Origin of the sequence: Bacillus sp. FSL K6-1338 (assembly GCF_038006965.1) — a bacterium.
GTDB lineage: Bacteria > Bacillota > Bacilli > Bacillales > Bacillaceae_G > Bacillus_A > Bacillus_A thuringiensis_S.
Window position 1 is genome coordinate 109,172 of record NZ_JBBOWI010000001.1, and the last position, 21,786, is coordinate 130,957.

Consider the following 21,786-nt stretch of genomic DNA (forward strand, 5'->3'; position numbering starts at 1 on the left):
CGCAGATGCGTTTAACGAACTTTTTCGGCGATGTAGGTCGCGAAATGAAAAAAGTAAGTTGGCCTAAAAAAGATGAATTACTCCGCTCAACAGCGACTGTTGTTGCTACAGTTGTGTTCTTTGCGATTTTCTTCGCAGTAGTTGATATGGGCATTTCTTCTTTAATTCGGTTAATTCTTGGTTAATTCTTGAATAAGAAGCACTTATCCATGATATAATGTTATTTATAAGAACTGTGTAAAAGCCCGGTGAACGGGTTTTTTCATTTGCGCAAAAAAATGTACGTCAGGGAGGGAAGGACGCTCGTCCTAAATGAATGGAAAAAAGTTGGTATGTTGTCCATACTTATTCTGGATATGAAAATAAAGTAAAAGCAAACCTAGAGAAGCGTGTAGAATCAATGGGTATGCAAGATAAAATTTTCCGTGTTGTTGTCCCGGAAGAAGTAGAAGTAGAAATGAAAAACGGAAAAGAAAAATTAATGAAAAGAAAAGTGTTCCCAGGTTATGTATTAGTAGAATTAATCATGACTGATGATTCTTGGTATGTTGTACGTAACACGCCGGGTGTAACTGGGTTCGTTGGTTCTTCTGGTTCTGGATCTAAGCCATCGCCTCTATTAGAAGAGGAAGTTGTTACCATTATGAAACATATGGGAATGGACAACGAAGTGGTTGATTTCGACTTTGAACTTCATGAGACAGTACGTGTAAATGAGGGGCCATTCGCAGATTATACAGGTGCTATTGAAGAAATTGATGTGGAGAAGAAAAAGGTTAGTGTACTTGTGGACATGTTTGGTCGCGAGACTCCAGTTGAACTTGACTTCCATCAAATTGAAAAATTATAAAATGAAACTTGAAATGAATTGTAAAAAGTGATAATATCTTTTAAGTCAGTACGTCTTCATTATCGGAGGCGTTTTTTGAAAGATTTTATCCTTACAGATAAAATATGACGTGGGAGGGCAAATCACTGTCCAATTGACCACATCACGGACTTAAGGAGGTGTGTCTCGTGGCTAAAAAGGTAATTAAAATGGTAAAGCTTCAAATTCCTGCAGGTAAAGCTAACCCAGCTCCACCAGTTGGTCCAGCATTAGGACAAGCAGGTGTTAACATCATGGGCTTCTGTAAAGAGTTTAACGCTCGTACAGCAGATCAAGCTGGTCTTATCATCCCTGTTGAAATTACGGTATTTGAGGACCGTTCATTCACTTTCATTACTAAAACTCCTCCTGCTGCTGTTCTTCTTAAGAAAGTAGCTGGTATTGAGTCTGGTTCTGGTGAACCAAATCGTAATAAAGTGGCAACTGTTAAGCGTGATAAAGTACGCGAAATCGCTGAAACTAAAATGCCTGACCTAAACGCTGCTAGCGTAGAAGCTGCAATGCGTATGGTTGAAGGTACTGCACGCAGTATGGGCATCGTTATCGAAGACTAATTCGATTTGTTTTTAAAAAAAGGTTGCGGGTCTGGAATTCCAATTCGCAACCTTTATTATCGTAAATGATTATCGTTTTTAAATAAATGGATGGCGCTCATCCTCAGGTTATACCTGAAAACAGGCGTAAACGTGGGAGGTTATTCCGCTAAAACCACATTCGAGGAGGAAATAAAAATGGCTAAAAGAGGTAAAAAGTACGTAGAAGCTGCAAAGCTTGTTGACCGTGCAGCTGCTTACTCTGCAACAGAAGCAGTAGAATTAGTAAAGAAAACAAACACAGCTAAATTTGATGCAACTGTAGAAGCTGCATTCCGTTTAGGTGTTGACCCTAAGAAAGCTGACCAACAAATCCGTGGTGCAGTTGTTCTTCCGCACGGTACTGGTAAAGTACAACGTGTATTAGTGTTCGCTAAAGGTGAAAAAGCTAAAGAAGCTGAAGCTGCTGGAGCTGACTTCGTAGGCGATACTGATTACATCGGTAAAATCCAACAAGGTTGGTTCGATTTCGATGTAGTAGTAGCAACTCCTGACATGATGGGTGAAGTTGGTAAACTTGGTCGCGTATTAGGACCTAAAGGTTTAATGCCAAACCCTAAAACTGGAACAGTTACTTTCGATGTAACTAAAGCTGTTAACGAAATCAAAGCTGGTAAAGTTGAATACCGCGTTGATAAAGCTGGTAACATCCACGTTCCAATCGGTAAAGTATCTTTCGAAGATGCTAAATTAGTAGAAAACTTCAAAACAATCGCTGATACTTTATTAAAAGTTAAGCCATCTGCTGCAAAAGGTACTTACATGAAGAACGTAACAGTTGCTTCTACAATGGGACCTGGCGTACGTGTAGACGTTTCTACATTAGCGTAAAAATTGGAAGTTGACTTCATAAAGAAGATTTAATATAATCATTTATGTTGTGAATTTAAATAGTGTACCGTAGACAGTAGGTGTCAATAGACTTAATTTCCTACCTAGGTGTTAATATACGAAACGGAATTTTTTTCTGTGACTATATGCCTCCATGTCTACAAGTTGGGCATGGAGGTTTTTAGTGCACTTTCGGTACATCTTCTATATAATCTACAGGAGGTGTAATAACATGAGCAAAGTAATCGAAACTAAACAACAAGTTGTAACTGAAATCGCGGACAAACTTCGTGCTAGTAAATCTACGATCGTTGTTGACTACCGTGGTTTAACAGTTTCTGAAGCAACAGAATTACGTAAGCAATTACGTGAAGCTGGCGTTGAGTTCAAAGTTTACAAAAACTCTCTAACTCGTCGTGCTGCAGAATCTGCTGAAATGGCTGAGTTAAACGAATTCTTAACAGGACCAAACGCAATCGCGTTCAGTAACGAGGATGTAGTTGCTCCTGCGAAAGTATTAAACGACTTCGCTAAAAATCATGAAGCTTTAGAAATTAAAGCGGGCGTAATCGAAGGTAAACTTGTAACACTTGATGAGGTTAAAGCAATCGCTACTCTTCCATCACGTGAAGGCTTACTTTCTATGCTTCTTAGCGTTCTTCAAGCTCCAATCCGTAACCTTGCACTTGCTACTAAAGCAGTTGCAGAACAAAAGGAAGAGCAAGGCGCTTAATTTTTTAAAAGATAATTACGTATTATCGATAAAACAATACAAACCTATTTAAGGGAGGATATTTACAATGACTAAAGAACAAATCATTGAAGCAGTTAAATCTATGACTGTATTAGAACTTAACGACTTAGTAAAAGCTATCGAGGAAGAATTCGGCGTAACTGCTGCTGCTCCTGTAGCTGTTGCTGGTGGCGCTGGAGAAGCTGCTGCTGAGAAAACTGAATTTGATGTGGAACTAACTAGCGCTGGTGCACAAAAAATCAAAGTTATCAAAGTTGTTCGTGAAATCACTGGTCTTGGCTTAAAAGAAGCTAAAGAATTAGTTGACAACACTCCAAAAGTAATCAAAGAAGCTGCTGCTAAAGAAGAAGCTGAAGAAATCAAAGCTAAACTTGAAGAAGTTGGCGCTGCTGTAGAAGTTAAGTAATTAACTTTTGATGCTTTAAAAAAAGCTCGCTCTCATGCGAGCTTTTTTTTTAACTGTAAAGAAGAGAGGTGGCCATATGGCAGACCATTATTTTTCTAACGACCCTTCTAGTAAAAGTGATCGTAAGCGATGGGAATTTGCACTTCGTGGATCTCAATTTACTTTCTTATCCGACCATGGGGTGTTCTCGAAAAACGAAGTGGACTTTGGTTCCCGTCTTTTAATTGAAGCTTTTCAAATGCCAGATATTAAAGGTAATATATTAGATGTAGGTTGCGGATACGGTCCTATTGGTTTGTCGCTAGCGAAAGAGTTTCAAGGTCGTGAAGTTCACATGGTGGATGTGAATGAAAGGGCGCTTGGACTTGCGAAAGAAAACGCCGCTAATAACAAAATCGAGAATATACGTATTTTTCAAAGTAGCGTCTATGAAAATGTAGATGGCAAGTATGCTGCTATTCTATCTAACCCTCCAATTCGTGCGGGTAAAGATGTCGTACATGAAATTTTAGAAAAAGCTGTGGAGTATTTAGTTCCAGGTGGAGAACTTTGGATTGTTATTCAAAAGAAGCAAGGTGCACCATCTGCGCTGAAAAAACTAGAGGAAGTATTTTCTGAAGTTGAGGTTGTAGAAAAGAAAAAAGGATATTATATCATAAAATCAAAAAAACGTTGACGGTTATTTTTGGCTATGTTAACATTATACAATGCCAATATATGATTTTCTGCGTTGAGAAAGATGTATATTTTTGTTTCTCTTGGAAAAGATAGTAAAATCAGCAGATTATGAAACAGAATGATGGTTTTCTTATAGAAGCCATTTTTCTTTTTTGAGCAGGTAGAAAGACTCAACGTATTTATCTTTAAGAGAAAAAGACTACGCTAATAGCAGTAGTTGTATTTATTTGTGATTTTGCACAAATTTTTTTGTGCATTTATAATACTCATGATTTGAGGGGTGAAGCAGTTGACAGGTCAACTAGTTCAATACGGACGCCACCGCCAACGAAGAAGTTATGCCCGTATTAGTGAAGTATTAGAGTTACCAAATCTTATCGAAATTCAAACCTCTTCTTATCAGTGGTTTCTTGATGAGGGTTTGCGAGAAATGTTCCAAGACATTTCTCCGATTGAAGACTTTACGGGAAATCTATCGCTTGAATTTATCGACTACAGCTTAGGTGAACCTAAATACTCTGTAGACGAATGCAAAGAGCGTGATGTGACGTATGCAGCACCACTTCGTGTAAAAGTGCGTCTAATCAACAAGGAAACTGGTGAAGTAAAAGAACAAGATGTGTTCATGGGAGATTTCCCACTCATGACAGAGACTGGAACATTCGTAATTAACGGTGCAGAACGTGTTATCGTTTCCCAGTTAGTTCGCTCTCCAAGCGTATACTATAGTGGCAAAGTGGATAAAAACGGAAAACGTGGTTTTACTGCTACTGTAATTCCAAACCGCGGAGCTTGGTTAGAGTATGAGACAGATGCTAAGGATGTTGTATATGTGCGTATTGACCGTACGCGTAAACTTCCTGTAACTGTTTTGTTACGCGCATTAGGGTTTGGCTCTGATCAAGAAATCACCGAGCTTTTAGGTGATAACGAATACTTAAGCAACACATTAGAAAAAGACAACACAGATAGCACAGAAAAAGCATTGCTTGAAATTTATGAGCGTCTACGTCCTGGTGAACCACCAACAGTAGAAAATGCTAAGAGCTTACTTGTGTCTCGTTTCTTCGATCCAAAGCGCTACGATTTAGCAAATGTAGGTCGCTATAAGATCAACAAGAAGTTACACATTAAAAACAGATTGTTTAATCAACGTTTAGCTGAAACATTAGTGGATCCAGAAACTGGTGAAATTTTAGCGGCAGAAGGAACAATCTTAGATCGTCGTACACTTGATCGCATTTTACCTTACTTAGAGAAAAACATTGGATTCAAAACAGCGAAACCAATGGGTGGAGTGGTAGAAGGCGATGTTGAGCTGCAATCTATTAAGATTTATGCTCCTGAGTCGGAAGGCGAACGCGTAATTAATGTAATTGGTAATGCAAACATTACTCGTGATGTGAAACACATCACACCAGGTGATATCCTTGCTTCTATCAGTTACTTCTTCAACCTACTATACAAAGTAGGAGATACAGATGATATTGACCATTTAGGAAACCGTCGTCTGCGTTCTGTTGGAGAACTATTACAAAACCAATTCCGTATCGGCCTTTCTCGTATGGAACGTGTTGTTCGTGAGAGAATGTCGATCCAAGATACAAATGCAATTACACCACAGGCACTAATTAATATTCGTCCTGTTATTGCATCTATTAAAGAGTTCTTCGGAAGTTCTCAGTTATCTCAGTTCATGGACCAAACAAATCCATTAGCAGAGTTAACTCACAAACGAAGACTATCTGCATTAGGACCTGGTGGTTTAACGCGTGAGCGCGCAGGCTTTGAAGTACGTGACGTTCATTACTCCCACTATGGTCGTATGTGTCCGATTGAAACACCAGAGGGACCAAACATTGGTTTGATTAACTCATTATCTTCGTTCGCGAAAGTAAATGAGTTTGGTTTCATTGAAACACCATACCGTCGTGTTGACCCAGAAACTGGTCTTGTAACAGGGCATGTTGATTATTTAACAGCAGATGAAGAAGATAACTATGTTGTAGCCCAAGCGAATATGAAATTATCTGATGAAGGTGAATTCCTAAGTGAAGATATCGTAGCTCGTTTCCGTGGCGAAAATATTGTCACAAATAGAGAACGCATCGACTACATGGATGTATCTCCAAAACAAGTAGTGTCGGCAGCGACAGCTTGTATTCCGTTCTTAGAAAACGATGACTCTAACCGCGCACTTATGGGAGCGAACATGCAACGTCAGGCGGTTCCGTTAATGAATCCGGAATCTCCGATTGTAGGTACAGGTATGGAGTACGTATCAGCAAAAGACTCGGGTGCTGCAGTAATCTGTAAACATCCTGGTGTTGTTGAGCGCGTAGAAGCACGTGAAGTTTGGGTACGTCGCTATGTAGAAGTTGACGGTCAAACAGTAAAAGGCGACTTAGATCGCTACAAAATGCAAAAATTCATTCGTTCTAACCAAGGAACTTGTTACAACCAACGTCCAATCGTAAGTGTTGGAAATGAAGTTGTAAAAGGTGAAATCCTTGCGGATGGTCCTTCTATGGAATTAGGTGAACTAGCACTTGGACGTAACGTACTTGTTGGCTTCATGACTTGGGACGGTTATAACTACGAGGATGCGATTATCATGAGTGAGCGCCTTGTAAAAGATGATGTGTACACTTCTATTCATATTGAAGAATATGAATCAGAAGCTCGTGATACGAAGCTTGGACCAGAAGAAATTACACGTGACATTCCAAACGTTGGGGAAGACGCATTACGTAACCTTGACGAGCGCGGTATCATTCGCGTTGGTGCTGAAGTAAAAGATGGAGATTTACTTGTTGGTAAAGTAACACCTAAAGGTGTAACAGAATTAACAGCTGAAGAACGTCTATTACATGCTATCTTTGGAGAAAAAGCGCGTGAAGTACGTGATACATCACTACGTGTACCACACGGTGGTGGCGGTATTATCTTAGACGTAAAAGTATTCAACCGTGAAGATGGCGATGAATTGCCACCAGGTGTGAATCAACTTGTACGTGCATATATCGTTCAAAAACGTAAAATTTCTGAAGGTGACAAGATGGCCGGACGTCACGGTAACAAAGGTGTTATTTCTCGTATTTTACCAGAAGAAGATATGCCTTACTTACCAGACGGTACGCCAATCGATATTATGTTAAACCCATTAGGGGTACCATCTCGTATGAATATCGGTCAGGTATTAGAGCTTCATCTTGGTATGGCAGCAAGATACCTGGGCATTCACATTGCAACACCAGTATTCGATGGTGCTCGTGAGGAAGATGTTTGGGGCACAATTGAAGAAGCTGGTATGGCAAATGACGCGAAAACAATCCTGTATGACGGACGTACTGGTGAACCATTCGATAACCGCGTATCTGTTGGTGTCATGTATATGATCAAACTTGCGCACATGGTTGACGATAAACTTCATGCTCGTTCTACTGGACCATACTCACTTGTAACGCAGCAACCTCTTGGAGGTAAAGCTCAGTTCGGTGGACAGCGTTTCGGTGAGATGGAGGTTTGGGCACTTGAAGCTTACGGTGCTGCTTATACTCTTCAAGAAATCTTAACAGTGAAGTCTGATGATGTTGTTGGACGTGTTAAGACTTATGAAGCAATTGTTAAAGGCGAAAATGTTCCAGAACCAGGCGTTCCTGAATCATTCAAAGTATTGATTAAAGAGCTGCAAAGTTTAGGTATGGACGTTAAAATGATGTCTAGCGACGATACAGAAATTGAAATGCGTGATACAGAAGATGATGATGATCATCAATCAGCAGATAAATTGAATGTTGAAGTTGAGACAACTAAGGAATAATTGGGATAACCTGTAGACTAAAAGGGAGGTAGGCCCCTTGATAGATGTAAATAACTTTGAATATATGAAGATTGGACTTGCTTCACCTGACAAGATTCGTTCTTGGTCATACGGTGAAGTTAAGAAACCAGAAACTATTAACTATCGTACGTTAAAGCCTGAAAAAGATGGCTTGTTCTGTGAGCGTATTTTCGGACCACAAAAGGACTGGGAATGTCATTGCGGAAAATACAAACGTGTACGTTATAAAGGTGTAGTTTGTGATCGATGTGGCGTTGAAGTAACGCGTGCAAAAGTACGTCGTGAACGTATGGGTCATATTGAATTAGCTGCTCCTGTATCTCATATTTGGTATTTCAAAGGTATCCCGAGCCGCATGGGACTTGTCTTAGACATGTCCCCTCGCGCGCTTGAAGAAGTAATTTATTTCGCTTCTTATGTTGTAACAGAAAGTGGAGATACACCACTTGATAAGAAGCAATTACTTTCTGAAAAAGAATACCGTGCATATCGTGATCGATATGGTAGCACATTCCAAGCTGCTATGGGTGCAGAAGCGATTAAAAAGCTACTACAAGACATCGATTTAGATAAAGAAGTAGACTTCTTAAAAGAAGAATTAAAAACAGCACAAGGACAACGCCGTACTCGTGCTATTAAACGTCTAGAAGTATTAGAAGCATTCCGCAACTCTGGAAATGAACCATCTTGGATGATCTTAGATGTTCTACCAGTAATCCCACCAGAACTACGCCCAATGGTACAGTTAGATGGTGGACGTTTTGCTACTTCTGACTTAAACGACTTATATCGTCGTGTAATTAACCGTAACAACCGTTTAAAACGTCTATTGGACCTAGGTGCTCCAAGCATCATCGTTCAAAACGAAAAACGTATGTTACAAGAAGCTGTAGACGCATTAATCGATAATGGCCGTCGTGGCCGTCCGGTTACTGGACCAGGTAACCGCCCATTAAAATCACTATCTCACATGCTTAAAGGTAAACAAGGACGTTTCCGTCAAAACTTATTAGGTAAACGTGTTGACTACTCTGGCCGTTCTGTAATCGTTGTAGGACCGAACTTAAAGATGTACCAGTGTGGATTACCGAAAGAAATGGCGCTTGAACTGTTCAAACCTTTCGTTATGAAAGAGTTAGTTGGAAAAGGCTTAGCACACAATATTAAGAGTGCGAAACGTAAAATTGAGCGTGTACACCCTGAAGTTTGGGACGTTTTAGAATCTGTGATTAAAGAGCATCCAGTACTTCTAAACCGCGCACCAACACTTCACCGTCTTGGTATCCAGGCGTTTGAACCTACATTAGTAGAAGGTCGCGCAATTCGTCTTCATCCACTTGTATGTACTGCATACAACGCGGACTTTGACGGTGACCAAATGGCGGTTCACGTTCCGTTATCATCAGAGGCACAAGCAGAAGCTCGTATTCTTATGTTAGCGGCACAAAACATCTTGAATCCAAAAGACGGAAAACCAGTTGTTACTCCATCTCAGGATATGGTATTAGGTAACTACTACTTAACACTTGAGCGTGAAGGCGCAATCGGTGAAGGTATGGTCTTCAAAGATGCAAACGAAGCAATACTTGCATACCAAAATGGATATGTACATCTGCACACACGTGTTGCAGTTGCTGCAAGTTCAGTAAATAACGTAACGTTTACTGAAGAGCAAAAGGGTAAGCTTCTATTAACAACAGTTGGTAAATTAATATTTAACGAAATCTTACCAGAGTCGTTCCCTTATATTAATGAACCGACAAACTCAAACCTTGAAAAAGAAACACCAGCGGAATATTTCGTTGAAAAAGGTGCGAACATTAAAGAAATTATTGCTAGTCGCGAAGAAGTGGCACCATTTAGCAAGAAGATCCTTGGTAACATCATTGCGGAAGTATTCAAACGTTTCCAAATTACGGAAACATCTCGCATGCTTGACCGTATGAAAAACTTAGGATTTAAGTACTCTACAAAGGCTGGTATTACAGTTGGGGTATCTGACATTCTTGTATTAGGTGAAAAAGATGAAATTCTCCATGAAGCACAAGCAAAAGTAGATAATGTAATTAAACAATTCCGTCGCGGTTTAATCACGGAAGAAGAACGTTACGATCGCGTTATCTCTATTTGGAGTAATGCAAAAGATGTTATCCAAGGAAAACTGATGAAATCCTTGAATAAACGCAACCCAATCTTCATGATGAGTGATTCCGGTGCCCGTGGTAACGCATCGAACTTTACTCAGCTTGCTGGTATGCGTGGTCTGATGGCCAATCCATCTGGTCGTATTATCGAACTTCCAATTAAATCAAGTTTCCGTGAAGGTTTAACAGTACTTGAGTACTTCATCTCTACGCATGGTGCGCGTAAAGGTCTTGCCGATACAGCACTTAAAACTGCCGATTCTGGTTACTTAACGCGTCGTCTTGTAGACGTTGCACAAGATGTAATTGTCCGTGAAGATGATTGTGGAACAGATCGTGGTCTATTAATTGGTGCGATTAAAGAGGGTAATGAAGTAATTGAGTCATTATATGATCGTCTTGTTGGACGTTTTGCAAGAAAAACTGTAAAACATCCTGAAACAGGTGAAGTATTAGTTAGTGAAAACCAATTAATTACTGAAGATATCGCTCATATCGTTGAAAATTCGGGTGTTGAAACTGTAAACATTCGTTCAGCGTTCACGTGTAACACTCGCCACGGTGTATGTAAGAAGTGTTACGGTCGTAACTTAGCAACTGGTACAGACGTAGAAGTAGGAGAAGCGGTAGGTATTATCGCAGCTCAATCTATCGGTGAGCCAGGTACACAGTTAACGATGCGTACATTCCATACAGGTGGGGTTGCCGGAGATGATATCACTCAAGGTTTACCTCGTATCCAAGAGATCTTCGAAGCTCGTAATCCGAAAGGTCAGGCAGTTATCAGTGAAATCGACGGTGTTATCGCAGCGATCAACGATGTTAAAGATCGCCAAGAAGTAGTTGTACAGGGTGAAGTTGAAGCTCGTACGTATGCTATTCCTTACGGTGCTCGTCTGAAAGTAACTCCAGGACAGCCAATTAGCCACGGTAAAGAGTTAACAGAAGGTTCTATTGATCCGAAAGAATTACTAAAAGTAACGGACATTACAGCAGTGCAAGAATACTTATTACGTGAAGTTCAAAAAGTATACCGTATGCAAGGGGTAGAAATTGGTGACAAACACGTAGAAGTAATGGTACGCCAAATGCTACGTAAAGTTCGTGTAAGTGATGCAGGTGAAACAGATGTATTACCAGGAACATTACTAGATATCCATCAGTTTACTGATGCGAATGCGAAGGTGTTACTGAAAGGTAAACAACCAGCGACAGCTAGACCTGTTCTACTTGGTATTACAAAAGCTTCACTTGAAACAGATTCGTTCTTATCTGCAGCTTCGTTCCAAGAAACAACTCGTGTTTTAACGGATGCAGCAATTAAAGGTAAACGCGATGAGCTTCTAGGATTGAAAGAGAATGTTATTATCGGTAAGCTTGTTCCTGCTGGAACAGGTATGAATCGTTATCGTAAAGTGGATCTTGTAAAAACAACACAAGATAACATGAATGTAGAAAACGATGAAGTTTATGTGGAACAGTAAAATTTTCCGTCGTAAATTTTGTATAAAAACAGCTAATCCTAGTTGACATTGTATGAGTCAAAATGTTACTATAATCAAGGTTGCTCCTGAACGATGCTTTGGAGGATATTTATATGTCTTATCAAAAAGTGTCAAATGCTGAAAATGTAGTCGTTGGTCATAAACGAACATTGGAAGCAATCAAAAATGGTATAGTTAAAGAAGTTGTTATTGCAGAAGATGCTGATGTGCGGTTAACCCATGTTATCATTCGCACTGCTTTGCAACATAACATACCCATAACAAAAGTTGAATCAGTTCGTAAGCTTGGAAAAGTTTCGGGGATTCAAGTGGGAGCTTCAGCAATAGGAATAATAAGTTAAAACTGTTTTTGTGAGGAGAGAGCATTTGCTCTTCCTTGCAAAAACTTTGTTTTCAACTAATAATGAACCACCTGGATATGTGGTCATACAAACATGCGAAGGGAGGATAATCAAATGCCTACTATTAACCAATTAGTGAGAAATGGTCGTACTGATAAAGTATGGAAATCTAAATCACCTGCGTTAAACAAAGGTTTTAACTCTTTAAAGAAAAAATCAACTGATATCTCTGCACCTCAAAAACGTGGTGTATGTACTCGTGTTGGTACAATGACTCCAAAGAAACCTAACTCAGCGTTACGTAAATACGCTCGTGTACGTTTAACAAACGGGATTGAAGTTACAGCTTACATCCCAGGTATCGGTCATAACTTACAAGAGCATAGCGTAGTATTAATTCGCGGTGGTCGAGTAAAGGATTTACCAGGGGTACGTTACCACATCGTTCGTGGAGCGCTTGATACAGCTGGTGTTGACAAACGTATGCAAGGACGTTCTAAATATGGTACTAAGCGACCAAAACCTGCTAAAAAATAATAAACTTATAATGAAAGGAGGAACTCAATATGCCTCGTAAAGGACCTGTTGCGAAACGTGACGTGTTACCAGATCCAATGTACAATTCTAAGCTAGTAACACGCCTTATCAACAAAATGATGGTTGACGGTAAAAAAGGTAAATCTCAAACAATTCTTTATAACGCTTTCGATATCGTTCGTGAACGTTCAGATAAAGAACCAATGGAAGTATTCGAGCAAGCTCTTAAGAACATCATGCCTGTTCTTGAAGTACGCGCTCGTCGTGTTGGTGGTGCTAACTACCAAGTTCCAGTTGAGGTTCGTCCAGAACGCCGTACAACTTTAGGTCTTCGCTGGTTAGTAAACTATGCTCGTCTTCGTGGTGAAAAAACTATGGAAGAGCGTCTAGCTTACGAAATCTTAGATGCAGCTAACAACGCTGGTGCATCTGTTAAGAAACGTGAAGACACTCATAAAATGGCAGAAGCTAACAAAGCATTTGCTCATTACCGTTGGTAGGATTCAACGTAAAATAAATGTAAGCATAAACCGCTTTATTTGTCGCTTATGGAAGTGTGGAGAGGGAGAATGCCTCTCCCTTTCGTTGGGCGCTCGTTTTACATAATGAGGGTACTGGACACTGGCATATGTAACAATATAAAGTGGCTTTTTTGCTACTTAAAATAAAAAATCCAATCCATATATGGAAGGAGCAAGACACCAAATGACAAGAGAGTTCTCTTTAGAAAACACTCGTAATATTGGTATCATGGCTCACATCGATGCTGGTAAAACAACAGCAACTGAGCGTATTCTGTATTACACAGGACGTATTCATAAAATCGGTGAAACTCATGAAGGTGCATCTCAGATGGACTGGATGGAGCAAGAGCAAGAGCGTGGTATCACAATTACTTCTGCTGCAACTACAGCTCAATGGAAAGGTCACCGTGTAAACATCATTGATACTCCAGGACACGTAGACTTCACAGTAGAAGTAGAACGTTCTTTACGCGTACTTGATGGTGCGGTAGCAGTACTTGATGCACAATCTGGTGTAGAACCACAAACAGAAACTGTTTGGCGTCAGGCTACTACTTACGGTGTACCTCGTATCGTATTCGTTAACAAAATGGATAAGATCGGTGCAGATTTCTTATACTCTGTAGGAACAATCCACGATCGTTTACAAGCAAACGCACATCCAATTCAGTTACCAATCGGTGCTGAAGATGAGTTCAATGGTATCATTGATCTTGTTGAAGAGTGTGCTTACATGTACGGTAACGATTTAGGAACAGACATCGAGCGTGTCGAAATTCCTGAAGAGCACAAAGAACTAGCTGAAGAATACCGTGGAAAGCTTATTGAAGCGGTAGCTGAGCTTGATGAAGAAATGATGATGAAGTACCTAGAAGGTGAAGAAATCACTGTAGAAGAGCTTAAAGCTGGTATCCGTAAGGCTACAACTTCTGTAGAATTCTTCCCAGTAATCTGTGGTTCTGCATTCAAAAACAAAGGTGTTCAAATCCTGTTAGACGCAGTTATCGACTACCTACCATCTCCATTAGATGTACCTGCTATTAAAGGTACTCTTCCGGATACAGATGAAGAAGTAGAACGTAAGTCTAGCGATGAAGAACCATTCGCAGCTCTAGCATTCAAAATCATGACTGACCCTTATGTTGGTAAGTTAACGTTCTTCCGTGTGTACTCTGGTGTGTTAAACTCTGGATCATACGTGAAAAACTCAACTAAAGGTAAGCGTGAGCGTGTAGGACGTATCCTACAAATGCACGCTAACAGCCGTGAAGAGATTTCAACAGTTTACGCTGGTGATATCGCTGCTGCTGTAGGTTTAAAAGATACTACTACTGGTGATACTCTTTGTGACGAGAAGAGTCTTGTTATCCTTGAGTCTATGGAATTCCCAGAGCCAGTTATCTCTGTAGCTATCGAACCAAAATCTAAAGCTGACCAAGATAAAATGGGTACAGCATTATCTAAGCTTTCTGAAGAAGATCCAACATTCCGTGCTCACACTGACCAAGAAACTGGCCAAACTATCATCGCTGGTATGGGTGAACTTCACCTTGATATCATCGTTGACCGTATGCGCCGTGAATTCAAAGTCGAAGCAAACGTTGGTGCTCCTCAGGTAGCATACCGTGAAACTTTCCGCGCTGCTGCGAAAGTTGAAGGTAAGTTTGCTCGTCAATCTGGTGGACGTGGACAATTCGGTCACGTTTGGATTGAGTTTGCACCTAACGAAGAAGGTAAAGGATTTGAATTCGAAAACAAAATCGTCGGCGGTGTAGTTCCACGTGAATACATCCCAGCTGTTGGAGCGGGTCTTGAAGACTCACTTAAAAATGGTGTACTAGCTGGTTACCCACTAGTTGACATTAAAGCAGCATTAGTTGACGGTTCTTACCATGATGTCGATTCATCTGAGATGGCGTTCAAAATCGCTGCATCTATGGCACTTAAAGCTGCGGTTTCTAAATGTAACCCAGTAATTCTTGAGCCAATGATGAAAGTTGAAGTTGTAATCCCTGAAGAATACATGGGAGACATCATGGGTGACGTAACATCTCGTCGTGGACGTGTAGAAGGTATGGAAGCTCGCGGTAACGCACAAGTTGTTCGCGCTATGGTTCCGCTTTCTGAAATGTTCGGTTATGCGACAGCATTACGTTCTAACACTCAAGGACGCGGAACATTCTCAATGACATTTGATCATTATGAAGAAGTACCGAAGTCTGTTTCAGAAGAAATTATTAAAAAAAATAAAGGCGAATAATTGATTTTTATCAATTGTTCGAGTATAACTACTTATGTAAGCTTAGAAAGTGGGACGTAAGTTTCGCTTTCTAGTCTAAATATAAAATAACCTATATAAACTAAGGAGGAATTTAGAATGGCTAAAGCTAAATTCGAACGTTCTAAACCCCATGTTAACATCGGTACAATCGGCCACGTTGACCATGGTAAAACTACATTAACTGCTGCGATCACTACAGTTCTTGCAAAAGCTGGTGGTGCTGAAGCACGCGGATACGATCAAATCGACGCTGCTCCAGAAGAAAGAGAGCGCGGAATCACAATCTCAACTGCACACGTTGAGTACGAAACTGAAACTCGTCACTATGCACACGTTGACTGCCCAGGTCACGCTGACTATGTTAAAAACATGATCACTGGTGCTGCTCAAATGGACGGCGGTATCTTAGTAGTATCTGCTGCTGATGGCCCAATGCCTCAAACACGTGAGCACATCCTTCTTTCTCGTCAAGTAGGTGTTCCTTACATCGTTGTATTCTTAAACAAATGCGACATGGTTGACGACGAAGAATTATTAGAATTAGTAGAAATGGAAGTTCGTGACCTATTATCTGAATACGGATTCCCAGGCGACGACATTCCTGTAATCAAAGGTTCTGCTCTTAAAGCTCTTCAAGGAGAAGCTGATTGGGAAGCAAAAATCATTGAATTAATGACTGAAGTTGATGCTTACATCCCAACTCCAGAACGTGAAACTGACAAACCATTCTTAATGCCTATCGAGGATGTATTCTCTATCACAGGTCGTGGTACAGTTGCAACTGGTCGTGTAGAGCGCGGAATCGTTAAAGTTGGTGACGTAGTAGAAATCATCGGTCTTGCTGAAGAGAATGCTTCTACAACTGTAACTGGTGTAGAAATGTTCCGTAAACTTCTTGACCAAGCTCAAGCTGGAGACAACATCGGTGCTCTTCTTCGTGGGGTTGCTCGTGAAGACATCCAACGTGGACAAGTTCTTGCTAAAACTGGCTCTGTAAAAGCACACGCTAAATTCAAAGCTGAAGTTTTCGTATTATCTAAAGAAGAAGGTGGACGTCACACTCCATTCTTCGCTAACTACCGTCCTCAGTTCTACTTCCGTACAACTGACGTAACTGGTATCATCCAATTACCAGAAGGTACTGAAATGGTAATGCCTGGTGACAACATCGAAATGACTATCGAACTTATCGCTCCAATCGCTATCGAAGAGGGAACTAAATTCTCTATTCGTGAAGGTGGACGTACAGTAGGTTACGGTGTAGTTGCTACTATCGTTGAGTAATCTTAACTGATATAAAACCCCCCAAGGGATTTCCCTTGGGGGGTTTTGTTTGTGTTTATATAATGAATTGGATGATATCTTTATGTTTTGACGAGTTTCTTCTATAGTATATAAAAACATTAAAACGAAACCCAAAAACTGTAAAATGAATTCTAGTAGATGAAAACTTGAAATTCTTTAAAGTGCCATGTATAATAGCAAAAGTAGAGAAAAGCAGATGCAAACAAAAAGATGCTTGCATCTAGACTAATAACATTGTATAATAGACAATGTTGGTCTTTGACTGCGATGAAGTGGAAGGTTGCTGACACACCCGGCCGCTTTGCCATGGCATGGTGTGGGGAAATTTCCATGGAGAAGGTCTATTTTAGAAATAGGCGAACGAAGGAGGGAAAATAATGGCAAAAGAAAAAATTCGTATCCGTTTAAAAGCTTATGATCACCGTATTCTTGATCAATCAGCTGAGAAAATTGTAGAAACAGCTAAGCGTTCTGGGGCAACAGTTTCTGGTCCGATCCCATTACCAACTGAGAAGACTATTTACACAATTCTTCGTGCTGTTCATAAGTACAAAGATTCTCGTGAGCAATTCGAAATGCGCACACACAAACGTTTAATCGATATCGTGAGTCCTACTCCACAAACAGTAGATTCATTAATGCGTTTAGACTTACCGTCTGGTGTAGATATCGAAATTAAACTATAAATTATATAACTTAAAAATGTAGGAGGTGTAACTCATGACCAAAGGAATCTTAGGAAGAAAGATCGGTATGACTCAAGTATTTGCTGAGAACGGTGAGTTAATCCCAGTAACAGTTATCGCTGCTAATCCAAACGTTGTTCTTCAAAAGAAAACAACTGAAACTGATGGCTACAATGCAATCCAGTTAGGATTTGAAGATAAACGTGAAAAGTTAACTAACAAACCTGAACAAGGCCACACTGCTAAAGCATCTACAACTCCTAAGCGCTTCATTCGCGAAATCCGCGATGCAGACGTGGACGGATTAGAGGTTGGTCAAGAGGTAAAAGTTGAAGTTTTCGCTGCAGGTGAAATCGTTGACGTAACAGGAATTTCTAAAGGTAAAGGTTTCCAAGGTGTTATCAAACGCCACGGACAATCTCGCGGACCTATGTCTCATGGTTCTCGCTATCACCGTCGTCCAGGTTCAATGGGCCCAGTTGCTCCGAACCGTGTATTCAAAGGCAAAAAACTTGCTGGACGTATGGGTGGAGACCAAGTTACTATCCAAAACTTAGAAATCGTTCAAGTTGACACTGAGCGCAACTTATTACTAGTAAAAGGTAACGTTCCAGGTGCTAAGAAATCTCTTGTAGTTGTTCAAGGCGCTGTGAAGGTTAGCAAATAATTCACAATAGGAAGGAGGAATTCCAATGCCAAAAGTTACTGTATATAACCAAACTGGTTCACAGGTTGGTGAAATCGAATTAGCTGAAGCTATTTTCGGTATCGAACCAAATGAAGCTGTACTTTTCGAAGCTGTAATGATGCAACGTGCATCTTTACGTCAAGGTACACACAAAGTAAAAACTCGTTCTGAAGTTCGCGGTGGTGGTCGTAAACCATGGCGTCAAAAAGGAACTGGACGTGCTCGTCAAGGGTCTATCCGTTCTCCTCAATGGCGTGGTGGTGGTACGGTATTCGGACCTACACCAAGAAGCTATGCGTACAAACTTCCTAAGAAGGTTCGTCGTTTAGCAATTAAATCTGCATTAGCTACTAAAGTAGTTGAGAACAACATTGTAGTTCTTGAAGACCTAGTATTAAATGCACCAAAAACAAAAGACATGCTAGCAGTACTTAAAGGATTAACTGTTGAGAAGAAAGCTCTTATCGTAACTGCTGATGCAAACGAATCTGTAGAGTTATCTGCTCGCAATATCCCTGGAGTAACAGTAATCACTGCTGATGGCGTAAACGTTTTAGACGTGCTTCATCATGATAAGCTAATCATGACAAAAGCGGCAGTGGAAAAAGTAGAGGAGGTGCTTGCATAATGAGAGATCCTCGTGATATCATTAAGCGCCCAGTTATCACTGAACGTTCTATGGAAATGATGGCTGAAAAAAAATACACGTTCGATGTGGACGTTAAATCTAATAAAACAGAAGTTAAAGATGCTCTTGAAGCGATCTTTGGTGTTAAAGTAGAAAAAGTGAACATCATGAACTACAAGCCGAAAGCAAAACGCGTTGGTCGTCACGCTGGTTTTACTAGCCGTCGTCGTAAAGCAATCGTTAAGCTAACTGCTGACAGCAAAGAAATCGAAATCTTCCAAGGCGTTTAATTCTTACTAAAGAAGGAGGGAAATTGAGATGGGAATTAAAAAGTATAATCCAACTACTAACGGTCGTCGTAATATGACTACGAATGATTTCGCTGAAATCACGACTGACAGACCCGAAAAGTCTTTACTTGCTCCTTTAAGCAAGAAGGCTGGTCGTAATAACCAAGGTAAAATTACTGTACGTCATCAAGGTGGCGGACATAAGCGTCAATACCGTATCATCGACTTTAAGCGTAACAAAGATGGAATTCCAGGACGCGTTGCTACGATCGAATACGATCCAAACCGCTCTGCGAATATCGCATTAATTAACTACGTTGACGGTGAAAAACGTTACATTCTTGCTCCTAAATCATTAGAAGTAGGTATGGAAGTTATGTCTGGCCCAGAAGCTGACATCAAAATCGGTAACGCATTACCATTAATCAACATTCCAGTAGGTACTGTTGTTCATAACATCGAGCTTAAGCCTGGTCGTGGCGGACAATTAGTTCGTTCTGCTGGTACATCTGCTCAAGTACTTGGTAAAGAAGGTAAATACGTACTTGTACGTTTAACTTCTGGTGAAGTACGTCTTGTATTATCTGCTTGTCGCGCTTCAATCGGTCAAGTAGGTAACGAACAACATGAACTTATCAAAATCGGTAAAGCAGGTCGCTCTCGCTGGTTAGGTAAACGCCCAACAGTTCGTGGTTCTGTAATGAACCCGGTTGATCACCCACACGGTGGTGGTGAAGGTCGTTCTCCAATCGGACGTAAGTCTCCAATGTCTCCATGGGGTAAACCAACTCTTGGATTCAAGACTCGTAAGAAAAACAAAGCGTCTGACAAATTTATCGTTCGTCGTCGTAAAAAATAATGGGATTGTAGTACGGTTCATTTCTAGAACCGTACGCCAATCACGAAGGGAGGCACCAAAATGGCTCGTAGCTTAAAAAAAGGACCATTTGTCGATGATCACTTAATGAGCAAAATGGAAAAATTAGTTGCATCTGAGCAAAAACAAGTTGTTAAAACTTGGTCTCGCCGTTCAACAATCTTCCCTCAGTTCATCGGACACACAATCGCTGTATATGATGGTCGTAAACACGTACCTGTGTACATCACTGAGGATATGGTTGGCCATAAGTTAGGTGAATTCGCACCAACTCGTACGTATAAAGGTCACCTTGCTGACGATAAGAAAACTAGAAGATAATGAGAGGAGGCACTTCAATGCAAGCTAAAGCAGTAGCGAGAACAGTTCGTATTGCTCCTCGTAAAGTTCGTTTAGTAGTAGACTTAATCCGAGGTAAGCAAGTGGGTGAAGCGATTGCTATCCTTAACCACACACCAAAAACTGCTTCTCCAGTTGTAGAAAAAGTTTTAAAATCTGCAATCGCAAATGCAGAGCACAATTATGAGATGGATATTAACAACCTAGTTGTTGAAAAAGTCTTCGTTGACGAAGGTCCAACGTTGAAACGTTTCCGTCCACGTGCAATGGGTCGTGCAAGCCAAATTAACAAACGCACAAGCCACATCACAGTTGTGGTATCAGAAAAGAAGGAGGGATAATCGATGGGTCAAAAGGTTAATCCAATTGGTCTTCGTGTCGGTGTTATCCGTGACTGGGAATCTCGTTGGTTCGCTGAGAAAGATTACGCTACATTATTACATGAAGACATCAAAATCCGTGAGTACATTAATGTACGCTTAAAAGATTCTGCTGTTGCTAAAGTAGAAATCGAACGTGCAGCAAATCGTGTAAATGTTACAATTCACACTGCAAAACCTGGTATGGTAATTGGTAAAGGTGGTACTGAAGTTGAAGCACTTCGTAAAGCTCTTAACCAATTAACAGGCAAGCGTGTACACATCAACATTTTAGAAGTTAAGAGAGCTGATCTTAACGCTAAATTAGTAGGCGAAAACATCGCTCGTCAATTAGAAAACCGTGTATCATTCCGTCGTGCACAAAAGCAAGTTATTCAACGTGCTATGCGTGCAGGTGCTAAAGGTATTAAAACACAGGTTTCTGGTCGTCTTGGCGGAGCTGATATCGCTCGTGCAGAATCTTACAGTGAAGGAACTGTTCCACTTCATACACTTCGCGCTGATATTGACTATGCAGCAGTTGAAGCTGATACAACATACGGTAAATTAGGCGTAAAAGTATGGATCTACCGTGGAGAAGTCCTTCCTACAAAAAAGAAAGCTTCTGAGGAAGGAGGAAAATAATATGTTAATGCCAAAACGCGTAAAATATCGTAGAGAGCATCGTGGTAAAATGCGTGGTCGTGCTAAAGGTGGAACTGAAATTGCTTTCGGTGAATTCGGTTTACAAGCACAAGCTGCTTCATGGATTACAAACCGTCAAATCGAAGCTGCTCGTCGTGCAATGACTCGTTACATGAAACGTGGCGGTAAAGTATGGATTAAAATTTTCCCTTCTAAACCTTACACTGCAAAACCTCTAGAAGTACGTATGGGTTCCGGTAAAGGGGCACCAGAAGGCTGGGTAGCAGTAGTAAAACCTGGGAAAATTATGTTCGAAATCGCGGGTGTATCTGAAGAGGTAGCACGCGAAGCATTACGTCTTGCAGCTCACAAGTTACCTGTGAAATGTAAATTCGTAAAACGTGAAGAAAATGGTGGTGAATCTAATGAAAACTAATGATATTCGTGAATTAACCACTGCCGAAATCGAAACAAAAGTTAAAGCTTTAAAGGAAGAGTTGTTTAATCTTCGCTTCCAACTTGCTACAGGACAATTAGAGAATCCAACTCGCATTCGTGAAGTGCGTAAAGCAATTGCTCGTATGAAAACTGTAGTTCGTGAAAGAGAGATCGGAATTAATCGATAAATTGAGGGGAGGTTTG

At 40.5% G+C, this 21,786-nt stretch carries 24 protein-coding genes and 1 other annotated feature; all 24 genes read left to right on the top strand.

Going from position 1 to position 21,786, the window contains the following annotated elements; genetic code table 11:
• Positions 1-5 precede the first annotated feature (5 nt).
• The 24 genes from secE (at position 6) to rpmC (ending at position 21,770) form a co-directional block, all read left to right on the top strand.
• Positions 6-185, top strand: a complete 180-nt coding sequence (gene secE, locus NZ044_RS00595) for a preprotein translocase subunit SecE (protein ID WP_001241323.1) — start codon at positions 6-8, stop codon at positions 183-185.
• 131 nt (positions 186-316) lie between these two features.
• Positions 317-850, top strand: coding sequence for a transcription termination/antitermination protein NusG (gene nusG, locus NZ044_RS00600; RefSeq protein WP_000415794.1), 534 nt, complete (start codon positions 317-319; stop codon positions 848-850).
• A gap of 167 nt (positions 851-1,017) precedes the next feature.
• A complete protein-coding gene (gene rplK, locus NZ044_RS00605; RefSeq protein WP_001085872.1) occupies positions 1,018-1,443 on the top strand; it encodes a 50S ribosomal protein L11 in 426 nt (141 codons plus the stop codon).
• A 177-nt stretch (positions 1,444-1,620) separates the two neighbouring features.
• Positions 1,621-2,313: a 50S ribosomal protein L1 gene (rplA, locus tag NZ044_RS00610; protein ID WP_002084079.1), complete on the top strand. Its 693-nt coding sequence runs from the start codon at positions 1,621-1,623 to the stop codon at positions 2,311-2,313.
• A gap of 49 nt (positions 2,314-2,362) precedes the next feature.
• Positions 2,363-2,506 (top strand) — a sequence feature (ribosomal protein L10 leader region).
• A gap of 39 nt (positions 2,507-2,545) precedes the next feature.
• A complete protein-coding gene (gene rplJ / locus NZ044_RS00615) occupies positions 2,546-3,046 on the top strand; it encodes a 50S ribosomal protein L10 (RefSeq protein ID WP_000048717.1) in 501 nt (166 codons plus the stop codon).
• A 67-nt stretch (positions 3,047-3,113) separates the two neighbouring features.
• A complete protein-coding gene (gene rplL / locus NZ044_RS00620; protein ID WP_000159736.1) occupies positions 3,114-3,473 on the top strand; it encodes a 50S ribosomal protein L7/L12 in 360 nt (119 codons plus the stop codon).
• A 76-nt stretch (positions 3,474-3,549) separates the two neighbouring features.
• Positions 3,550-4,149: a class I SAM-dependent methyltransferase gene (locus NZ044_RS00625; RefSeq protein ID WP_000763259.1), complete on the top strand. Its 600-nt coding sequence runs from the start codon at positions 3,550-3,552 to the stop codon at positions 4,147-4,149.
• 291 nt (positions 4,150-4,440) lie between these two features.
• On the top strand, positions 4,441-7,974 hold the full coding sequence (gene rpoB / locus NZ044_RS00630; RefSeq protein WP_000147553.1) for a DNA-directed RNA polymerase subunit beta: 3,534 nt from the start codon (positions 4,441-4,443) through the stop codon (positions 7,972-7,974).
• A gap of 37 nt (positions 7,975-8,011) precedes the next feature.
• Entirely contained in the window at positions 8,012-11,623 is a 3,612-nt protein-coding gene (gene rpoC, locus NZ044_RS00635; RefSeq protein ID WP_000567944.1) for a DNA-directed RNA polymerase subunit beta', read from the top strand.
• 113 nt (positions 11,624-11,736) lie between these two features.
• Complete coding sequence (locus tag NZ044_RS00640; RefSeq protein WP_000121833.1) at positions 11,737-11,985, top strand: 50S ribosomal protein L7ae-like protein; 249 nt, start codon at positions 11,737-11,739, stop codon at positions 11,983-11,985.
• Positions 11,986-12,099: 114 nt separating this feature from the next.
• A complete protein-coding gene (rpsL, locus tag NZ044_RS00645; RefSeq protein WP_001142341.1) occupies positions 12,100-12,522 on the top strand; it encodes a 30S ribosomal protein S12 in 423 nt (140 codons plus the stop codon).
• A 29-nt stretch (positions 12,523-12,551) separates the two neighbouring features.
• Positions 12,552-13,022, top strand: coding sequence for a 30S ribosomal protein S7 (gene rpsG / locus NZ044_RS00650; RefSeq protein WP_001137492.1), 471 nt, complete (start codon positions 12,552-12,554; stop codon positions 13,020-13,022).
• A 205-nt stretch (positions 13,023-13,227) separates the two neighbouring features.
• Entirely contained in the window at positions 13,228-15,306 is a 2,079-nt protein-coding gene (fusA, locus tag NZ044_RS00655; RefSeq protein ID WP_000196384.1) for an elongation factor G, read from the top strand.
• Positions 15,307-15,423: 117 nt separating this feature from the next.
• On the top strand, positions 15,424-16,611 hold the full coding sequence (gene tuf, locus NZ044_RS00660; RefSeq protein ID WP_001029617.1) for an elongation factor Tu: 1,188 nt from the start codon (positions 15,424-15,426) through the stop codon (positions 16,609-16,611).
• Positions 16,612-17,009: 398 nt separating this feature from the next.
• Positions 17,010-17,318: a 30S ribosomal protein S10 gene (rpsJ, locus tag NZ044_RS00665; protein WP_001040595.1), complete on the top strand. Its 309-nt coding sequence runs from the start codon at positions 17,010-17,012 to the stop codon at positions 17,316-17,318.
• 34 nt (positions 17,319-17,352) lie between these two features.
• Complete coding sequence (gene rplC / locus NZ044_RS00670; RefSeq protein WP_000160209.1) at positions 17,353-17,985, top strand: 50S ribosomal protein L3; 633 nt, start codon at positions 17,353-17,355, stop codon at positions 17,983-17,985.
• A gap of 25 nt (positions 17,986-18,010) precedes the next feature.
• On the top strand, positions 18,011-18,634 hold the full coding sequence (gene rplD / locus NZ044_RS00675) for a 50S ribosomal protein L4 (protein WP_001127258.1): 624 nt from the start codon (positions 18,011-18,013) through the stop codon (positions 18,632-18,634).
• Entirely contained in the window at positions 18,634-18,924 is a 291-nt protein-coding gene (gene rplW, locus NZ044_RS00680; protein WP_001205558.1) for a 50S ribosomal protein L23, read from the top strand. The genes rplD and rplW overlap by 1 nt, the downstream gene beginning before the upstream one ends.
• 28 nt (positions 18,925-18,952) lie before the next feature.
• Positions 18,953-19,783, top strand: coding sequence for a 50S ribosomal protein L2 (gene rplB, locus NZ044_RS00685; protein WP_000511583.1), 831 nt, complete (start codon positions 18,953-18,955; stop codon positions 19,781-19,783).
• Between the two features lie 60 nt (positions 19,784-19,843).
• Positions 19,844-20,122 (top strand): 30S ribosomal protein S19, encoded by a 279-nt coding sequence (gene rpsS / locus NZ044_RS00690; protein ID WP_000124454.1) that lies wholly within the window; start codon positions 19,844-19,846, stop codon positions 20,120-20,122.
• 17 nt (positions 20,123-20,139) lie between these two features.
• Positions 20,140-20,481 carry a 50S ribosomal protein L22 gene (gene rplV, locus NZ044_RS00695; RefSeq protein WP_001148024.1) on the top strand — a complete coding sequence of 114 codons (342 nt, stop codon included), beginning with the start codon at positions 20,140-20,142 and terminating at the stop codon, positions 20,479-20,481.
• Between the two features lie 3 nt (positions 20,482-20,484).
• The gene (rpsC, locus tag NZ044_RS00700) at positions 20,485-21,144 is read left to right on the top strand and encodes a 30S ribosomal protein S3 (protein WP_000529956.1); all 660 of its coding nucleotides are present in this window, start codon (positions 20,485-20,487) and stop codon (positions 21,142-21,144) included.
• 1 nt (position 21,145) lies between these two features.
• Positions 21,146-21,580 (top strand): 50S ribosomal protein L16, encoded by a 435-nt coding sequence (rplP, locus tag NZ044_RS00705; RefSeq protein ID WP_000928969.1) that lies wholly within the window; start codon positions 21,146-21,148, stop codon positions 21,578-21,580.
• Positions 21,570-21,770 carry a 50S ribosomal protein L29 gene (gene rpmC / locus NZ044_RS00710; RefSeq protein WP_000855718.1) on the top strand — a complete coding sequence of 67 codons (201 nt, stop codon included), beginning with the start codon at positions 21,570-21,572 and terminating at the stop codon, positions 21,768-21,770. Before rplP ends, rpmC begins: the two co-directional genes overlap by 11 nt.
• Positions 21,771-21,786 lie beyond the last annotated feature (16 nt).